The 18,800-nt window shown below is 63.1% G+C and carries 16 protein-coding genes; 11 read left to right on the top strand and 5 right to left on the bottom strand.

The genetic code is table 11. The annotated features are described in order from the left end of the window. Nucleotides 1-47 precede the first annotated feature (47 nt). Nucleotides 48-923 carry a presqualene diphosphate synthase HpnD gene (hpnD, locus tag ACPWR9_RS08695; protein WP_426297325.1) on the top strand — a complete coding sequence of 292 codons (876 nt, stop codon included), beginning with the start codon at nt 48-50 and terminating at the stop codon, nt 921-923. 10 nt (nt 924-933) lie between these two features. Here hpnD and ACPWR9_RS08690 read toward each other — a convergent pair whose 3' ends face one another. The 3 genes from ACPWR9_RS08690 to ACPWR9_RS08680 form a co-directional block, all read right to left on the bottom strand. Then, nucleotides 934-2,169: a DUF1501 domain-containing protein gene (locus tag ACPWR9_RS08690; protein ID WP_426297326.1), complete on the bottom strand. Its 1,236-nt coding sequence runs from the start codon at nt 2,167-2,169 to the stop codon at nt 934-936. 23 nt (nt 2,170-2,192) lie between these two features. Continuing rightward, nucleotides 2,193-3,752 carry a DUF1800 domain-containing protein gene (locus ACPWR9_RS08685; protein WP_426298001.1) on the bottom strand — a complete coding sequence of 520 codons (1,560 nt, stop codon included), beginning with the start codon at nt 3,750-3,752 and terminating at the stop codon, nt 2,193-2,195. Between the two features lie 137 nt (nt 3,753-3,889). After that, nucleotides 3,890-4,204, bottom strand: a complete 315-nt coding sequence (locus tag ACPWR9_RS08680) for a hypothetical protein (protein ID WP_426297327.1) — start codon at nt 4,202-4,204, stop codon at nt 3,890-3,892. Between the two features lie 169 nt (nt 4,205-4,373). Here ACPWR9_RS08680 and ompR point away from each other — a divergent pair, with 169 nt between their 5' ends. The 4 genes from ompR (at nt 4,374) to ACPWR9_RS08660 (ending at nt 7,980) form a co-directional block, all read left to right on the top strand. Continuing rightward, nucleotides 4,374-5,099 (top strand): two-component system response regulator OmpR, encoded by a 726-nt coding sequence (gene ompR, locus ACPWR9_RS08675; protein ID WP_058378278.1) that lies wholly within the window; start codon nt 4,374-4,376, stop codon nt 5,097-5,099. 168 nt (nt 5,100-5,267) lie between these two features. Beyond that, nucleotides 5,268-6,611 (top strand): ATP-binding protein, encoded by a 1,344-nt coding sequence (locus tag ACPWR9_RS08670; protein WP_426297328.1) that lies wholly within the window; start codon nt 5,268-5,270, stop codon nt 6,609-6,611. Between the two features lie 233 nt (nt 6,612-6,844). After that, nucleotides 6,845-7,393, top strand: a complete 549-nt coding sequence (locus ACPWR9_RS08665) for a peroxiredoxin (RefSeq protein WP_150677619.1) — start codon at nt 6,845-6,847, stop codon at nt 7,391-7,393. 59 nt (nt 7,394-7,452) lie between these two features. Continuing rightward, the gene (locus ACPWR9_RS08660; RefSeq protein WP_426297329.1) at nt 7,453-7,980 is read left to right on the top strand and encodes a carboxymuconolactone decarboxylase family protein; all 528 of its coding nucleotides are present in this window, start codon (nt 7,453-7,455) and stop codon (nt 7,978-7,980) included. Nucleotides 7,981-8,146: 166 nt separating this feature from the next. Here ACPWR9_RS08660 and ispF read toward each other — a convergent pair whose 3' ends face one another. Both ispF and ispD read right to left on the bottom strand, forming a co-directional pair. Further along, entirely contained in the window at nt 8,147-8,668 is a 522-nt protein-coding gene (gene ispF / locus ACPWR9_RS08655; protein ID WP_426297330.1) for a 2-C-methyl-D-erythritol 2,4-cyclodiphosphate synthase, read from the bottom strand. Nucleotides 8,669-8,698: 30 nt separating this feature from the next. Continuing rightward, a complete protein-coding gene (gene ispD, locus ACPWR9_RS08650) occupies nt 8,699-9,421 on the bottom strand; it encodes a 2-C-methyl-D-erythritol 4-phosphate cytidylyltransferase (RefSeq protein ID WP_426297331.1) in 723 nt (240 codons plus the stop codon). Between the two features lie 108 nt (nt 9,422-9,529). On the opposite strand from ispD, the gene mfd reads away from it, so the two are divergent. From mfd to ACPWR9_RS08620, 6 genes are all read left to right on the top strand, one after another. Next, nucleotides 9,530-12,994 carry a transcription-repair coupling factor gene (gene mfd, locus ACPWR9_RS08645; protein ID WP_426297332.1) on the top strand — a complete coding sequence of 1,155 codons (3,465 nt, stop codon included), beginning with the start codon at nt 9,530-9,532 and terminating at the stop codon, nt 12,992-12,994. A gap of 179 nt (nt 12,995-13,173) precedes the next feature. Continuing rightward, nucleotides 13,174-14,391, top strand: a complete 1,218-nt coding sequence (gene argE, locus ACPWR9_RS08640; RefSeq protein ID WP_426297333.1) for an acetylornithine deacetylase — start codon at nt 13,174-13,176, stop codon at nt 14,389-14,391. 227 nt (nt 14,392-14,618) lie between these two features. Further along, a complete protein-coding gene (locus ACPWR9_RS08635) occupies nt 14,619-15,902 on the top strand; it encodes an MFS transporter (RefSeq protein WP_426297334.1) in 1,284 nt (427 codons plus the stop codon). 44 nt (nt 15,903-15,946) lie between these two features. Continuing rightward, nucleotides 15,947-16,975 (top strand): threonine/serine dehydratase, encoded by a 1,029-nt coding sequence (locus tag ACPWR9_RS08630; RefSeq protein WP_426297335.1) that lies wholly within the window; start codon nt 15,947-15,949, stop codon nt 16,973-16,975. 6 nt (nt 16,976-16,981) lie between these two features. Next, nucleotides 16,982-18,004 (top strand): ornithine cyclodeaminase family protein, encoded by a 1,023-nt coding sequence (locus ACPWR9_RS08625; protein WP_426297336.1) that lies wholly within the window; start codon nt 16,982-16,984, stop codon nt 18,002-18,004. 183 nt (nt 18,005-18,187) lie between these two features. Beyond that, on the top strand, nt 18,188-18,745 hold the full coding sequence (locus tag ACPWR9_RS08620) for a cysteine hydrolase family protein (RefSeq protein ID WP_426297337.1): 558 nt from the start codon (nt 18,188-18,190) through the stop codon (nt 18,743-18,745). Nucleotides 18,746-18,800: the final 55 nt, after the last annotated feature.

Below are 18,800 nucleotides of genomic sequence, written 5' to 3'. Positions count from 1 at the left end.
CGCGCGCCGACGTTCGGGTCAATGACCCGACCGATACCCCGAAGCACATGCAACCCGTTGATACCGCCGACGACACCGTCGGCACCCCCGCCGGCCCCGCACAGGCCAACGAGTATTGCCGCCAGAAATCGGGTCCGCCGGGATCGGCGCTCTACTACGCCCTGCTGCAACTGCCGCCGTCCAAACGCGATGCCGCTTACGCCGTGCACGCGTTCAGTCAGGAAATCGCCGATATTCACAGCGCCGTGCACGATCCGGGCGTCGCGCATGTGAAGCTCGACTGGTGGCGTCAGGAAATCACGAATCTTTTCGCAGGCAAACCGTTGCACCCGGTCACCCGCGCGCTCGCACCCGTGGTCAAAGACACCGGACTGTCGCGCACAGCGTTTGACGCGGTGCTGCACGGCGCGGAGATGGATCTATCGCAAATGCGATATCTGGATTTTGCAGGGCTCGATCACTACTGCGATGCCGCCGGTGGCGCGCCCGCGGAACTTGCGGCGCACGTGTACGGGTTTGAAGACGCGCAAACGCCCGCCCGCGCACGAGCACTCGGGCACGCAATCACGCTCGCACGACGCGTGACCGACGCAGGCGTCGATGCGCGAGCGGGCTACGTCTACTTCCCTATCGATGAATTGCAACGCTTCGGCGTGACGGCTTCTGATATCCAGAACGGCCGCTATTCGCCTGAATTCGTCGCATTGATGAAGTTTCAGGATGCACGGGCGCGTAAGGCGATCCGTGAAGCGATGGCGGCGATTCCCAAGAAAGACCGCCGCAAGCAGAAGCCTCTACTTGCCCTCGCCGCCTTGCAACTCGCGCTGCTCGACGAAGTGGCAGCGAGCGACTACCAAGTACTGCATCAGCGGATCGATCTCACGCCGCTGCGAAAATTCTGGCGCGCGTGGCGGGCGCGATAATCCCGCCGGACTACGCCCGCAGAATATCCAGCGGCCGGAACGGACCACCCAACACCGGCTGCGGGTTCAATCCCCACCAGCGCTGCAAAACCGTCGCATAGACATCGCGGAAGTCGACGGCGAATGGCAGATTGCCGTTCCCGTCGAGCCGGTCCAGACGCGGCACGTCGCCATACATCCCCCCTTTCACCCGGCCACCCGCCACGAAGTGCGGCGCCACCGTGCCGTGGTCTGTGCCGCTGCTCTGGTTCTCGCGCGGACGCCGTCCAAACTCGGCATACGTCACGATCATCGTCGACTGCCAACGATTCAGTTCGGTCAACCCTGCGCGCAGCGCCATCATCCCGTCGGCCAACTGACGCAACAGATTCGCCTGCTGCCCCGGTTGATTCTGGTGCGTGTCGAAACCATTGAGCGTCAGGCGCAGCACCGCCACGCCGCGCCCCGGCTGAGGCGTGCCCGTCGGGGAATCCGCCGCCGCGACCACCTGCAATGCCGTCTTCACCACGTTGCCGAACGCGCCCTGCGGCATCGGCGTCTTCAGCACGTATTGCCCCTGACGCGGTCGCAAACCGTCGGCCGCCTTCACGATATCGTTCTCTACACGCAGGACGTGCGCCAGCGCCGGGTTGCTCACCTGCGCCGCATTGGCCGACGCGAGACTCGCGTCGCGCAAGAATTGCGCCGGGTTAGTCAACGTGACCGCCCGCGCACCACCCGCCAACGGCCCAAGTTCAGCGCTACCGACGATCACACCATCAGCATCGAAGCCCGTCGGCACCGCATGCTCGGCAAACGCGCGCGACAGCCAACCATCTCGCAAATATTCATCCGAGCGCGAGGCCGTGTTCCAAATCTCGATGGAACGGAAGTGCGACAGATTCGGCTGCGGATACCCCACGCCCTGCACGATCGCCAACTCCTTCGCCTGCCACATCGGCATGAGCGCACGCAGCGACGGATGCAAACCACTCCGGTCGTCGAGCTGCACCACCTGCTCGCGCTTGATACCGATGGTCGGACGCAGACTTGCATACATCGGGTCGGCATACGGGATCACGGTGTTCAAGCCGTCATTGCCGCCCTTGAGTTCGATCAGAATCAGCAAATTGCCGTAGTTGCTCGCGCTGGCGAGTCCCCCGGGCAGCGTGCCAGCGAGGGATTGCGTTGCCGCCAGCAACGGTGCCGGGGTAAGCCATGCAGCCCCGAGGCCGCCAGCGAAGGTCAGAAAATCGCGTCGATGCATGTCACACCTCACTTCACTGCAATTCACTTCAATTGATAAGCCGGGTCCATTAACAACGCCTGCAAATATGCCGCGCTGTTATCGCTCGCCGTTTGCGGTGCCGCCGGTGCGAACGGCAATACGGCGCGCTGCAACGCGTCCCGTGCGCCGGAGTCGGGAACATCCACTGGCCCCAACGAATACGGCTGCAACCAACGCGCCAAATCGAAACGCACCCCCGCCACCGTACGCGGCATCGGCTGCGCAGGCCGCAACGCGGTGAGCTGCACACCCGGGCGCGCCGACAACATCTGCGGCGCCATCGCCGGGCCACCCGCGTTGGCGTTTTCCGTCGCACGGAACATGCGCTCGACGAACTGTTTGCGCGCGAGCAGCGTCGTGCTGTCGATCCACGCATCGCCGCCCGGCCAGCCCTTCACGTTCGGCGGACGGAACAGGTCCTGCCCAAGCACGCGCATCTGCTGCGCGAGCATCACCGGATCGTCGTAGCCGATGTCGAACGCGCGCACGGTGTCGGTCACGAACTCCGATGGCGATTTGACCAGCGTGCCGCGCGTTCGTGCGTCCCAGAAGGCAGGCGTCAACAGCAGCGCCTTGAGCGCCACACGGATGTCATAACCACTGGAACGGAAGGCGTCGGCCACACGGGTGACTTGGGCGGCATCGGGTGTCGGCGAGACGAATTCGCGCCAGAGCTTGGTCGTGACAAACGTCGCCGTCTCAGGACGCGCGAGCAACACGTCGAGCATCTGATCACCGTCGAAATTGCCCGTCTGGCCGAGGACGGTCTTGCTATCGGGATCGTGGAAATTCGGCCGCCAGAGGTAAGTCATCGTCGGCCGGTCGATGCTCCATCCGGTATAGGCCCGTGCAGCTTCTCGCACGTCCTGTTCGCTGTAATGGCCCTCGCCCAGCGTGAACAACTCCATCACTTCACGCGCAAAGTTCTCGTTCGGACGCCCCTTACGACTGCCCGCCCCATCGAGATAGATCAGCATCGCCGGATCTTTCGATACCGCATGCAGCAGGGTGCCGAAGTTGCCGAGAGCATTGGCGCGTAGCAGCACGTTCTGGCGATAGAGCACGCCCGGCTCGCGCACCTTGTCGTCGCTCGAGACAAAGTGGTTGTGCCAGAACATCGTCATGCGCTCGGTCAGCGGCGACGGCGTGGTCGCCATCTCCTGCGCCCACCAACCGGCAAGTTGATTCGCCATTTGGTTGCGGCGCTGATCGAGTGCGCGTCGCTGTTCGACGGTCAGGTTCTTGACCGGCTCGCCATAAAGGGGCGTGTCGTTGACCCATGGCAGGGGCGGCGTGACGGCGGTACGTCGCGTCTCGGCAAGCAGCCGGTCGACGGCCTCCGCACGCGTCAGACCGACGAAGGGCGCAAGCTCCCGGGCGTCGGGCGCGTAACCGGTGCGGGTGAGCAGATAGCGAGCATCGTTTTCGGTGAGCGTGCGCTGCGACTGGTCAGCAGCCGCAGGCGCGCGCGCTGAACGGTGAGCGCTGCCGGACGCCGTAGTGGCATGCTTACCGCTCGCCGCCTGTGCAGGCACAGCGACCAAAGCCAGCGCCGCCATCATCACGGCTGTCATTACCGAGGAACGGCGGGCGCAAAAAAAGCCAGCGTCGATCGAGGCTGGCTGGATTCGGTTCGGCTTCATGAGACGCTCGCATCACAGGGGGCAACGTTGGCGAACGGGGCTGGGTTTCGCGTCGGTCAGTGGCTATACAACTCGCGCACTGCATCCTTAATATGCTCGCGAAGCAAGCGCCGGTCTTCCGGGGTCATATGGCCGTTGGGACGGCGGCCTGCGGGCGGACTCGGCAGATCGTCGGCTCGACGCTCGGCATTCGGATCGTTCGCAGGCGAATTCTTTGGCGCGTTGCGTTGTGGCGTGGTGGCACGCTCGACTTTGGGTGCAGCATGGGTTTGCGCACTGAAATGCGGCACGGGACGGGCGTACGTCACGCTCAGGTGTCCCCAGAGCATGATCCCCCCGAACAGTAGCGTCAACTCAGCAGCCCATCTCATCTTTTGCGTATGTCCTTCATGCCACGCGGCAGGTTTTCGCCCTGGCAGGGGTGCAAGTGTACCCACTGCCTATGGTCATTGCACAAGCCGTAGGGTAAATTGTGTAACCCTTTGTAACCCGCTTTGGCGGCCTCCTCAGTTCGCGACATTTCGAGCTAAGATACGTGGCATGGAAAATAAAAACGCTTCCAAAATTCTGGTTGTCGACGACGATCCGCGCTTGCGCGACCTGCTCCGTCGTTACCTCGGGGAACAGGGTTTCAATGTCTTCGTGGCGGAAAATGCGACGGCCATGAACAAGCTTTGGGTGCGCGAGCGCTTCGATCTGCTCGTGCTGGACCTGATGCTCCCCGGTGAAGACGGTCTGTCGATTTGCCGCCGTTTGCGTGGCGCCAATGACCGCACGCCGATCATCATGTTAACGGCCAAGGGCGAGGATGTCGACCGAATCGTCGGCCTCGAAATGGGTGCGGACGATTATCTGCCCAAACCCTTCAACCCGCGCGAGCTTGTCGCCCGTATTCACGCCGTGCTGCGCCGTCAGGCCCCGCCCGAACTTCCCGGTGCGCCTAGCGAAACGATGGAGACGTTCGAGTTCGGCGACTTCGCCCTGAACCTCGCCACACGCACGCTCACCAAGAACGGTCAGGAAATTGCACTGACCACCGGTGAGTTCTCCGTACTCAAGGTCTTCGCCCGCCATCCGCGCCAACCGCTCTCGCGCGAGAAGCTCATGGAATTGGCCCGTGGCCGCGAATACGAAGTGTTCGATCGCAGCCTCGACGTGCAGATTTCGCGTCTGCGCAAATTGATCGAGCCGGACCCGGGCAGCCCGCGTTTCATTCAGACGGTCTGGGGCTTGGGCTACGTCTTCATCCCGGACGGCGGCGCGTGATCGCTCGGCTTCACGTCTCACGCTTCAAAACGACGCCGGTCGCGACCTCTTCGCGCACCGGCGTCGTGTCTTATCCGGCAACGCCTCTGACGAGGTGCCGCGTGACACACACGCTGGCCCGCCGGACGACCTCGCACTCACGCATTACGCTTTAGACGGAGCAACCCCATGCATCCGATTCGGATGGTACGCGGGCTGTTCGGCGGTCTGTTCTGGCGTACTTTCTTCCTGATTGCCCTGCTGATCGGCGTGAGTCTGGCCGCCTGGTATCAGAGCTTTCGTGTGATCGAGCGCGAACCGCGCGCCCAACGCGTGGCGCAGCAACTCGTGTCGATCGTCAAACTCACGCGCACCGCCCTGCTCTATTCCGAACCCGACTTGCGCCGCGCGCTGTTGCAGGATCTCGAGAGCAACGAAGGCATTCGCGTGTACCCGCGCGAGCCCGCCGACAAGATCGAGAAGCAAGCCGGTGGCGTCGTGACCGACCTCATCACACGCGACGTGCAGCGCCGTCTCGGCACCGATACGGTGATCGCCTCCTCGGTCAACGAAATTCCCGCGATGTGGATCAGCTTCAAGATCGATGAAGACGACTACTGGGTCGCCATCGAACAAGACCGCATCGACACAGCGACCGGCTTGCAGCTATTCAGTTGGGGGACGTTCGCGTTAGCGCTGTCGCTGATCGGCGCAGCCTTCATCACCGCACTGGTGAACCGGCCGTTCGCGCGGCTGGCGCATGCCGCGCGTGCCATCGGCGGCGGCCACCGGCCCGACCCCTTGCCCGAGCGCGGCATGGGCGAAGCGGCCGAAGCTAATCGAAGTTTCAATCAGATGGTGCAGGAGCTGGAGCGGCTAGAAGCCGATCGCGCGCTGATGCTCGCGGGTATCTCGCACGATCTACGCACGCCGCTCGCCCGCTTGCGGTTGGAGACGGAAATGAGCCCGTCGGAAGAGTCGGTCAAGCGCGACATGATCAGCGACATCGAGCAGATGGACGAGATCATCGGCCGCTTCCTCGATTACGCGCGTCCGGCTTCGCGCACTGTGCTGCAAACGATCGACCTCTCGGAGACTGTGCGCGAAACTGTCCACGCCTTCGAAGGCCGCGAAGACCTGAACATCAGCGTCGAGCTGTCCGATGAAACGTTCGTGCTCGCCGAGCGCACCGACCTGAAGCGTCTGCTCAACAACCTGATCGAGAACGCCCGCAAGTACGGGCGCGATGCCGAAACCGATATCGCCAACGTCCACATCGCGACGCGCGTGCTCGGCGAGCGTGTCGAACTGCGCGTGCGCGATACCGGCCCGGGCATTCCCGAAGAACAACTCGCGCTGGTATTCCGTCCGTTCTATCGCGTGGACACGGCCCGTACCAAGGCCGACGGCACGGGGCTTGGCATGGCGATCGTGCAGCGCATTGCGACTCGCTACAAGGGACAGGCGTCGCTGCGCAATGTGCGCCCCGGCTCCGGGCTTGAAATCATCGTGTCATTTCCCCTTGCTAATTAAGGCGTATCGTGCGGAAATTGGCCTCTGCCCACGCTCCGCTGCCGGGCAACCCACAAAATCCTATCGACGGGATTTGATTTAACTATCCCCAGCATAAATATTAACTATTGCTGTCGATTATTCGATAGCGTATAATCCATTAGTTGCCCGGGATCGCGTGAACCCGGGTAGTTGCAGGTTGCGATGTATTTGAAGACATCCAACGTTAACCGCATCAATTAAGGAGTAAATCGATGAAAACTGTCGGCGACAAACTCGAAGCGTTCTCGGTAGAAGCGGCCAAGCCTGGTTTCAACAACCACGAAGAAAACGGCGTGTCGGCTTTCGAAACCATCACCGAAGCCTCGTTCCCGGGCAAGTGGAAGATCATTTACTTCTACCCGAAGGATTTCACCTTCGTGTGCCCGACGGAAATCGTCGAATTCGGCAAGCTGGCGAACGACTTCGCCGATCGCGACGCTGTTCTGCTCGGCGGTTCGGGCGACAACGAATTCGTGAAGCTGGCATGGCGCCGTGAGCACAAGGACCTGAACAAGCTGAACCACTACTCGTTCGGCGACACGACCGGTGCTCTGATCGACCAACTCGGCGTGCGTGACAAGGAAGCTGGCGTGGCCCTGCGTGCAACGTTCATCGTTGACCCGCACAACGTCATCCAACACGTTTCGGTGAACAACCTGAACGTCGGCCGTAACCCGGAAGAAGTGCTGCGTATTCTGGACGGTCTGCAAACGGACGAACTCTGCCCGTGCAACCGCGCCGTCGGCGGTGCAACGCTGTAAGCATCGTCTCGAAGCCCGCGCAAGCGGGCTTTTTCAGCCCAACGCAATAGGAGAAATTTATGGAATTCCTGAACGCGATTAAGGCGCAGATTCCCGACTACGCCAAGGACATCCGCCTGAACCTCGACGGCACGATCGCTCGTTCGTCGCTCGAAGGCACCGACGCTGTGGGCGTCGCCCTGGCCGCCGCGTTTGCCGCGAAGAGCCAGCCGCTCATCAAGGCGATCCGCGAGTCGGGCGTGCTGCCCCCGGAAGAGCTGGAAGGCGCGTTGACCGCAGCCGCGCTCATGGGCATGAACAACACCTGGTATCCGTATCTTGAGATGGCAGATAACGCCGACCTCAAGAACGAGAAGGCCCAACTGCGCATGAACGCCTACGCCACCCGTGGCGGCGTGGATCAGCGTCGCTTCGAGATGTACGCGCTCGCCGCGTCCATCGTCGGCAAGTGCCACTTCTGCGTGAAGTCGCACTACCACCTGCTCGCCAGCGAACAAGGCATGAGCACGGCGCAACTGCGTGACGTCGGCCGTATCGCCGCTGTCATCAACGCCGCGGCGCAAGTCATTGCGGCTGAAACGGCCTAAGTGGTTGAAGCGGTAGAAGCGGTTGAAGTGGCAAAGCAGTAATGCGACTTACGCAAACTAAGTCGCAAGCAAACAAAAACGGCGCTGCCGGGATGATCCCCGCAGCGCCGTTTCCATTGGTGGCACCGACATCTGGGCGACATCCGCCACCCCAGTCCCCCTACACTCACACGCCGACGAGCAACGCCGCAGCCTGTGCCTCGATACCTTCCTGACGGCCGAGATAGCCGAGCTTCTCGTTCGTCTTCGCCTTCACGTTGACCTGCCCTGCCGTGATACCGAGCGCATCGGCAATCGACTGCGTCATCGCTGCGATGTGCGGGGCCAGCTTCGGCGCCTGGGCAATCACCGTGCAATCGATGTTCACGATCTCGTAACCTTGCGCCCGCACACGGCGCATCGCTTCTTGCAGCAGCACGACGCTGTTCGCGCCCTTGAACGTCGGGTCGGTGTCAGGAAAATGACGGCCGATGTCGCCCAGCGCCGCCGCGCCGAGCACGGCATCGGTGATCGCGTGCAGCAGCACGTCAGCGTCGGAATGGCCAAGCAGGCCGCGATCGAACGGAATGGTCACACCGCCCATGACCAGCGGGCGACCGGGGACGAGCGCATGCACGTCGTAGCCCTGACCGATACGGATCTTGGGCAATGCAGCGAGCGAGGGAGAAGAAACAGCTTGTTCAGTCATGAAGGGATCGTCAAATGCAGAGAATCCGGCTCACGCCGGGCGGGCTGCGCCGAGAAAGGCCTCGGCCAGCGCGAAATCTTCGGGATACGTGACCTTGAAGTTGCGCAGGCTGCCGCGCACGAGCTTCGGCGCATGGCCCATGCGCTCGATGGCGCTGGCTTCGTCGGTCACTTCGGCCCCCGCCGCGAGCGCGTCTTCGAGCGCCTGACGCAGCATGCCCAGACGGAACATTTGCGGCGTTTGCGCTTGCCACAGGCCATCGCGCGACTCGGTCGTGCCTACGCTCGACAAGGTTCCCGCAGTGGCCGGACCGGCCTCACGCTTGAGCGTATCGGCCACCGGCAGCGCCAGAATGCCGCCCACCGGGTCGTTGCGCAGCGCTTCGACGAGCGTGCGGATCAATGCCGGGGTGATGCCCGGGCGCGCGGCGTCGTGCACCAGCACCCAGTCGCTATCCTGCGCGCCGAACTCGGTCAGCGCTTGAAGGCCGCCCAGCACCGACGCGTGACGCGACGCTCCGCCGCAGCGGCGCACGGCAAAACGCAGGGGACCAAAACGGCGGCCATCGAAGTGATTGTCGTCCGGCGCCAGTACCAGCACGGTCTGCGCGAACTCGGAACAGGCGTCGAACGCGGCGAGCGCATAGTGAAGCATGGCGCGTCCGCCCACGCTCCGGTATTGCTTGGGCACGTCGGCCCCGGCGCGCACACCCGCCCCGGCGCAGGGGATGACAGCAAAAAGTCGGTCGCTCACGATAAAACGCAGGTAAGGGTAAAGCGGGGATTTTATAATAGACGCTGATTGTCACGGGGCCCCATCTTCATGGAGCCCCGTGCTTTGCCATTTCTGCAACGCTTTTCTATGTCATCCGCTAACGCCATATCCCGTACTACCGTGCCTGTGCCGCTCGTGAAAGCGGGACAGCGTTACGCCTTCGCCGGTGCCCACGCGTCGTCCGACGCGCTGCTCATCGCCCGTTACTTCGAAGAGAACAAAGGCCGTCTGCCGCTGCTCGCCGTCGTCTGCGCGCAAGCCACCGACGCCCTGCGGCTCCAGCAGGAACTCAAGTGGTATGCGCCCGAAGCGCGCGTGCGACTGCTGCCTGACTGGGAAACGCTGCCGTACGACACGTTCTCGCCCCATCAGGACTTGATCTCGGAGCGTCTGGCCACGCTGCACGATCTCGGCGAAAAACGCTGCGACATCGTGCTCGTGCCCGCCACCACGGCGCTGTACCGCATGGCCCCGGCCAGCTTTATGGCCGCGTACACGTTCTACTTCCGCAAAGGCGAACGGCTCGACGAAGCGCGACTGAAGTCGCAATTCACGCTCGCCGGTTATGAGCACGTGTCGCAGGTCATGCGTCCGGGCGAGTACTGCGTGCGCGGTGGTCTGATCGACTTGTTCCCGATGGGCTCGCCGCTGCCCTATCGTCTCGACCTATTCGACGACACGGTCGACAGCATCCGCGCGTTCGATCCCGACACACAGCGCAGCCTGTATCCGGTGACGGAAGTGCGTCTGTTGCCCGGCCGCGAATTCCCGTTCGATGAACCATCACGCACGGCGTTTCGTGGGCGCTGGCGCGAAGTGTTCGAAGGCGACCCGAGCCGAAGCACGATCTACAAGGACATGGGCAGCGGCGTGCCGTCAGCTGGCATCGAATACTATCTGCCGCTGTTTTTTGACGAGACGGCCACCCTCTTCCACTATTTGCCGTCCGATGCGCAACTCGTGTTCGTCGGTGATCTGGAAGGCGCGATCCAGCGCTTCTGGAACGACACGCGCCAACGCTACAACTTCCTCTCGCACGACCGTGAACGCCCGGTGCTGCCGCCCGAGCAATTGTTCCTGCTCGACCAGGACTTCTTCACGCTCGCCAAGCCGTTTGCGCGCCTCACGCTGGCCAAACCCGGCGACAGCAGTTGGGCCACGTCGCTGCCGCCGCTCGCGGTCAACCGCCGTGCCGACGACCCGCTGGCCGCCCTGCGCGCCTATCTCGCGCGCACCCCGGCACGCGCGCTGTTGCTCGCGGACTCTGCGGGCCGCCGCGAAACGCTGCTGCAACTGCTGCACGACAACGATCTGCGGCCAGTCTCGGTCGAATCGCTCGACGACTTCCTGAGCTCCGACGCGCGCTTCGCCATTGGCGTGGCCCCGCTCGCCGCCGGCTTCTTGTTGCCGACGGAAGATCTCGCGTTCATCACCGAGAACGAACTGTACGAAGGGCTAGCACGTCGCGCAGGCAAGCGACGTCAGGAACAGGCGACCTCCGTCGATTCGATGGTCCGCGATCTGGCCGAGCTCAAGGTCGGCGACCCGGTGGTGCACAGCCAGCACGGCATTGGCCGTTATCAAGGGCTAGTCAGCATGGATCTCGGCGAAGGCGAAACCGAGTTTCTGCATCTCGATTATTCGGGCGAGAGCAAGTTGTATGTGCCCGTCTCGCAGCTGCACCTGATCTCGCGCTACAGCGGTGCCGACCCCGACACCGCGCCGTTGCACTCGCTCGGTTCAGGCCAGTGGGAAAAGGCCAAGCGTAAGGCAGCGCAGCAGATTCGCGACACTGCCGCCGAACTGCTCAACCTCTACGCGCGCCGCGCCGCACGTTCGGGTTACGCGTTCGAGCTTTCGCCGAAAGACTACGAGAAGTTTGCCGACAGCTTCGGCTTCGAAGAAACACCCGATCAGGCCGCCGCAATCACTGCCGTGATGGGCGACATGACGAGCGGCCGACCGATGGACCGGCTGGTGTGCGGCGACGTCGGTTTCGGCAAAACGGAAGTGGCTTTGCGCGCGGCGTTCATCGCGGTGCTGGACGGCAAACAAGTCGCCCTGCTCGCGCCCACGACGCTGCTCGCCGAGCAGCATGCGCAAACGTTCTCCGATCGCTTTGCCGACTGGCCGGTGCGCATCGCCGAACTCTCGCGCTTCAAGACCACGAAGGAAGTGAACGCGAGCGTGAAGGCGATCAACGAGGGCCAAGTCGACATCGTGATCGGCACGCACAAGCTGCTCTCGAACGACATCCAATTCCAACGCCTGGGTCTCGTCATCATCGACGAGGAACACCGCTTCGGCGTGCGCCAGAAGGAGGCGCTCAAGGCACTGCGCGCGGAAGTCGATGTGCTCACGCTCACCGCCACGCCGATTCCGCGTACGTTGGGCATGGCACTCGAAGGCCTGCGCGACTTCTCGGTCATCGCCACCGCCCCGCAGAAGCGTCTTGCCATCAAGACCTTCGTGCGGCGTGAAGAAGACGGCGTGATTCGTGAAGCCATGTTGCGTGAACTCAAGCGCGGCGGTCAGGTGTACTTCCTGCATAACGAAGTCGAGACCATCGAGAACCGTAAAGCAGAGCTGGAAGCTCTCGTGCCCGAAGCGCGCATCGTTGTCGCGCACGGCCAAATGCACGAGCGCGATCTCGAGCGCGTGATGCGCGACTTCGTGACCCAGCGCGCTAACGTGCTGCTGTGTACGACGATTATCGAAACCGGTATCGACGTGCCGACCGCCAACACGATCCTGATGCATCGCGCCGACAAATTCGGTCTCGCGCAGCTGCACCAGTTGCGTGGCCGTGTCGGCCGCTCGCACCATCAGGCCTACGCTTACCTGCTCGTGCACGATCCGAAGTCGCTCACCAAGCAAGCGCAGCGCCGCCTCGAAGCGATTCAGCAGATGGAAGAACTGGGCGCTGGCTTCTATTTGGCGATGCACGATCTGGAAATTCGCGGCGCGGGTGAAGTCCTCGGCGACAAGCAGTCGGGTGAAATTCATGAGATCGGTTTCCAGCTCTACACCGACATGCTCGCCGATGCCGTCAGCGCACTCAAGGCAGGCCGCGAGCCAGACTTGAATGCGCCGCTGGCCGTCACCACGGAAATCAACTTCCACGTCCCGGCCATCTTGCCAAGCGACTATTGCGGCGACGTGCAAGAGCGTTTGTCCTTGTACAAGCGACTCGCCAACGGCACGAACGCCGACGCCATCGACACCATTCAAGAGGAACTGGTCGACCGCTTCGGCAAGCTGCCGCAGCAAGCGCAGGCGCTCATCGAGACGCACCGCATGCGTTTGCTCGCGAAACCGCTGGGCATCACCAAGATCGATGCAAGCGAGGAAGCCATCGCGCTGCAATTCGAGCCGACACCTGCCGTCGACCCGATGCGCATCATCGAACTGGTGCAGAAGCATCGCCACATCAAACTGGCCGGGCAGGACAAGTTGCGCATCGAGGCGAGGCATCCGCAACTGACCGACCGCGTGCGTGCGATCAAGGAAACGTTGCGCGCCATCGGCGCACCGGGCGCTCGTGCGGCCTGACGCGCGCTCGCCTCATGACAAAACCAAGGGCAAACCCGCATGCGCATGCCCCTCGGCGCGCGCATGCTGTGGTGAATTCCCGCGCAGCAAGAATGGTTGTGTAAGCAATCTTTTACCTCTAAATTATTTTTGGGTACCATTTCCCGGTACGTATGACTGAAAGATTCACGGAGATTCGAATGACAAGCGCTTCCCCCCTGACCGCAGCGACGCAAGCCACGAACGACGCCCAGCCCGCCTCGCTCGACTGGATCAAGAAGCTGGTCAGCATCGACACGACGAGCCGCGAATCGAACCTCGGCCTGATCGAGACGGTGCGCGACAGCCTGAAGGACGCCGGTGTCGAACCGTGGCTGTCGTATGACGCCACGAAACGCAAAGCCAATTTGTTCGTGACGCTGCCCGCTGCCGACGGCAACACGCAAGGCGGTATCGTCCTGTCGGGCCACACCGACGTGGTGCCGGTCGACGGCCAGCCGTGGGACACCGACCCGTTCAAGCCGGAAGTTCGCGACGGCAACCTGTATGGCCGTGGCACTTGCGACATGAAGGGCTTCATCGGCTCGGTCATGACGATGCTGCCGCAAATGCGCGACGCCAAGCTCAAGACGCCGTTCCACTTTGCGTTCTCGTACGACGAAGAAATCGGCTGCGTGGGCGCACCGGTGATGCTCGCCGAACTGCGCGAGCGCGGCATCCGCCCGGACGGCTGCATCGTCGGCGAGCCGACCAGCATGCGCGTGATCGTGGCGCACAAGGGCATCAATGCCTATCAGTGCTGCGTGCGTGGTCATGCCGCGCACTCGTCGCTCACGCCGAAGGGCTCGAACGCCATTGAATACGCCGCGCGCCTGATTTGCTACATCCGCGATCTGGCCGATCACTTCAAGCAAAACGGCCCGTTCGACGAACTGTTCGACGTGCCGTTCACCACGGCGCAAACGGGCACGATCTCGGGCGGTATCGCGCTGAACACGATTCCGGCACTGTGCGAATTCGTCTTCGAATACCGCAATCTGCCGGGCGTCGACGCCGAAGGCATCTTCGCGCGCATTCAGCAGTACGCCGTCGAAGAGCTGGTGCCGAAGATGCAGAAGGAACACCCGAACGCCGGCATCGAGTTCAAGAAGATTGCCGCTGCCCCGGCGCTTGACGCTTCGGAACAAGACGCCATCACGCAACTCGTGCGCGCGCTCACCAAAGACACCGACAAGCGCAAGGTCGCCTATGGCACCGAAGCCGGTCAGTTCCAATTGGCAGGTGTGCCGTCGATCGTGTGCGGTCCGGGCAATATCGAACAGGCCCACAAGCCGAACGAATTCGTCTCGCTCGAACAAATCGCCCAGTGCGAATCGTTCCTGCAAAAGCTGATTCGCAGCAACACCGTCGGCGCATAAGCCCTTTCGGCAGACGCATCGACTGAAGTCACATCGGGCCGCATTCCGCGTTGGAATGCGGCCCGTTGCCATGGCGCTTCCGCTCAGGCGCGCCACGCAGTACCAGACGCCTCTCGTAGCCAACTACGGCAAGGGCGCAGGACAGTCATCAAGCACCATAACAAGCACCTAGGGTCTCGTCGCCCTAGGGCATACATACCGCACGACAGGATCTGGAGATCTCGCACATGAGCGCAGCAGCCCCCGACGCGACGGCCCCGGCCGCCCGGACTTCCCCGCACGCCTGGCGTGTGATCGTATCGGCCTCGATCGGCAACGCCCTCGAATGGTTCGACCTCGTGGTGTACGGCTTCTTCGCCGTGACCATCGCCAAACTGTTCTTCCCGACCGGCAACGACACGGTGTCGCTGCTCATCGCGTTGGGCACATTCGGCGTGTCGTTCTTCATGCGCCCGCTCGGCGCCATTGTGATCGGCGTGTATGCCGACCGCGCTGGCCGCAAGGCAGCGCTCACGCTCTCGATTCTGCTGATGATGGTGGGCACGCTGCTCATCGCCATCATGCCGACGTATTCGTCGATTGGCATTCTGGCGCCGATCGGCATCGTGCTCGCCCGCATGATTCAAGGCTTCTCCGCCGGTGGCGAATTCGGTAGCGCGACGGCGTTTCTCGCCGAACACGCCCCGAAGCGTCGCGGCTTCTTCTCGAGCTGGCAGGTGGCCAGTCAGGGCCTCACCACGTTGCTCGCTGCCGGTTTCGGTGCATTGCTCACGGGCAACCTGTCGCCCGAAGCCATGGCCTCGTGGGGCTGGCGCGTGCCGTTCTTCTTCGGCCTGTTGATCGGCCCGGTCGCGTATTACATTCGCCGCCGCCTCGATGAGACGCCCGAATTCCTCGACGTCGAACCCACGCAAAGCCCGCTGCGCGACACGTTCGCCAGCCAGAAAGAACGCTTGCTGCTGGCCATCGGTGTCGTGGTCATGGCCACCGTCGCCACGTATCTCGTGCTCTATATGCCGACGTATGCCGTCAAGCAATTGGGCATTCCGTCGTCGGCCGCCTTCTCGGCGGTGCTGCTCACTGGCGTTGTGCAATTGATCGTTGCGCCGATCGTCGGCCACTGGTCGGATACGCATGGCCGCACCAAGCCGATGCTCGCCGCCGCCGTCGCACTGCTGGTGCTCGTCTATCCGATGTTCCGCTTCCTGGATGCGAACCCGACGTTCACCTCGCTGATGGTGTTCCAGATCGTGCTGGGCTTGCTGATGACGACGTACTTCGGCGCGCTGCCCGCCTTGCTCACCGAACTGTTCCCGGTGCAAGTGCGCACGACCGGCCTCTCGCTGGGCTATAACATCGCGGCCACCGTGTTCGGCGGTTTCGCACCGTTTATCATCACGTGGCTCATCGGCGCGACCGGCAACAAGCTTGCGCCGAGCTTTTATCTGATTTTCGCGGCGCTTATCAGCATTACCGCGTTGCTGCGCGTGCGCCGCATCGGTCTGCGCTAAGCCAGCCAAGGCAACCCGCCGCCCCCTCAGGAGACAACGTCCAAGTGACTCAAACCAACACCGCCCTGCACGCTGACACCATCGACGGTCAGCCCGCGCCGACCAAGGACGCCATTGCCGCGTTGCACGAGCAACTCAAGCCGTATGTGCGCACGACGCCCGTCTTCACGCGCAGCGACTTCCCCACGCTCGGCGACACGCAAGTGACCTTCAAGTACGAGTTGCTGCAAGCGTCGGGCACGTTCAAAGCACGCGGCGCGTTCTCGAACCTGCTCTCGCTCAGCGATGCGCAGCGTCAGGCGGGCGTGACGTGTGTTTCCGCAGGCAATCACGCTGTGGCCGTCGCGTATGCGGCGCAAGCCATGGGCGTGAGCGCCAAGACGGTGATGCTCAAGACGGCAAGCCCGGCGCGTTCGTCGCTGTGCCGCGAATACGGCGCGGACCTCGTGCTGGCCGAGAACGTGCACGAAGCGTTCGACGTGGTGAAGCGCGTGGAGCAGGAAGAAGGCCGCTTCTTCGTGCATCCGTTCAACGGCTATCGCACGGTGCTGGGTACGGCAACGCTCGGGTACGAGTGGGCGCAACAAGCGCCCGATCTCGACGCCGTGATCGTGCCGATTGGCGGCGGCGGCCTGATCGCAGGTGTGGCAACGGCGTTCAAGCTGTTTGCGCCGCATGTGAAGGTCTACGGCGTGGAACCGGCGGGTGCCGACGCCATGGCACAAAGCTTTGCCACCAACGGTCCCGTCAAGATGGGTCCGATGACAGGCATTGCCGACAGCCTGATGGCACCGCACACCGAGCTGTACAGCTACACGCTGTGCCGCCGCAATATCGATGAGCTGGTGACGGTGACCGACGACCAGATGCGCGCTGGCATGCTCACGCTGTTCCGTCAGTTGAAGTTAGCTGTGGAACCTGCGTGCGCTGCTGCGACCGCAGCCCTGATGGGGCCGCTGCGCGAGAAGCTCGCGGGCAAACGCGTGGGCGTGTTGTTGTGCGGCACGAACACCGATCCGGCCACGTTCCAGCGACATATCGAAGCGGCGCTTGCCGCCGAAGCGAACGGCTGATCGCCCATGACTGCCACTTCGCCCTCTCCCGCCGTGCTGTTGCTAGACGCTGCGCAAGTCGCGGCGTTGATGCCCGTCGCCGACGCCATTCCCGTGATGTCGGACATGTTCGGCGCGCTCGCGCGCGAACAGATTCACCTGCCCCTGCGTCAGATCGTCCGTCCGCCCGAGGCACTGGGCGCCAAAGGGCTGTTGGGCATGATGCCTGCGTTCATTGCGGGCGACGGCAGCATGCCTGTCTACGGGGCGAAGGTCGGCACCTTCTTTCCGGGCAACAGCACGTTGGGCAAAGATCCGCATCAAGGCTGCGTCGTGTTGATGAGCGGCGAGACGGGCGAGTTGCTGGCCATCATGAATGCCGCCGAGATCACCGGCATTCGCACGGCGGCCGTCACCGGCCTCGCCACGCGCCTGCTCGCCCGGCACGATGCCACGCGCCTCGCGCTGATCGGCGCAGGTCATCAGGCGCACTGGCATCTTGCGGCGCTCGCAGCGGCGCGCCCGCTGTCACACGTTCGCGTGGCAAGCCGGTCGCGTGCGAGTGCGCAAGCGTTTGTCGATGCGGAACAGCCGAACTATGGCTTCACGCTGGAAGCTGCCGACAGCGTCGAAGCTGCGGTTCGTGATGCCGATATCGTCGTGACGGTCACCAATGCCAGCGAGCCAGTACTGCATTCGGGCTGGCTGGCACCTGGCACGCACGTCAATCTGGTCGGCAGCAGCACGCCGCGCCAGCGCGAAGCCGATGCCGAGCTGATGGCACGCGCGCAACTGTTCGTCGACCGTCGCGAGTCGACCATCAACGAATCGGGCGACTATCTGGCGGCGGCCGCCGAAGGCCGTATCGGTCCGGAAGACCTGCTCGCCGAACTCGGCGAACTGGTGATCGGGAAGCACGCAGGACGGACTAGCGCTGAGGACGTCACGCTGTTCAAATCGCTCGGCATGGGCGCGCAGGACGTGGCGCTCGCCGCCGCGCTGTATCGCCGCGCGCAAGGCTCGGCCATCGGCGTGCGGGCGGCTATCTAGCGTTTCGGGACCTAGGGCATAACCGCCCTAGGGTTTCGGGACTCGGGGACAAGGGCGTCGGACCCTGCCGCGTGACAAACAGGTTGTCCGAATACGTCCGCTTCCCGTCCGCACTGGGTCTATTGCCCTCTCGCCGACGTCCGTAAGATGACTCCATCGTCACCCGACCCCATGGAGTCAGTCATGTCGCAAAATCAAACGTCCCGCACTGCCCTGATCGTCATCGACGCCCAGGAATCGTTCCGTCAGCGTCCGTACTGGCGCGAAGACGATCTGGCGACGTACTTCTCGCGTCAGCAAGCGCTGGTGGACGGTGCCGTGGCACGCGGTGTGCCTGTGGTGCAGGTCTTCCATATCGACTCGGGCGTATTCTCGCGTGCCTCCGGCTTTGTCCGCACGCTCGAAGAACTGCGCATCGAGCCGGTTTTCACGGTCGATAAGGTCAAGCACAGCGCGCTGGCTGGCTCCACGCTCGGCGCATGGCTGGTCGAAAACGGCATCACACGCCTGATCGTCTCCGGCATTCGCACCGAGCAGTGCTGCGAGACGACGACCCGTGCGGCCTCCGACGCCGGCTACGAAGTCGATTTCGTCACCGAAGCCACGCTCACGTTCCCGATGAAGCACCCGCGTACGGGCCGCGAATTGTCGGTCGCCGACCTCAAGGAGCGGACCGAAACGGTGCTGGTCGACCGCTTCGCCCGCATCGTGACGGTTGAGGAAGCGCTGGCGGCGGTGTAACGTCGAGGCTCATCCGAAATTGTCCGAATTTGTCCGCTGACTTCTTCGCCCCGGC

The organism is Pandoraea pneumonica (assembly GCF_049918595.1).
GTDB classification, from domain to species: Bacteria; Pseudomonadota; Gammaproteobacteria; order Burkholderiales; family Burkholderiaceae; genus Pandoraea; species Pandoraea pneumonica_A.
This window is presented reverse-complemented; position numbering and strand designations above follow the sequence as displayed.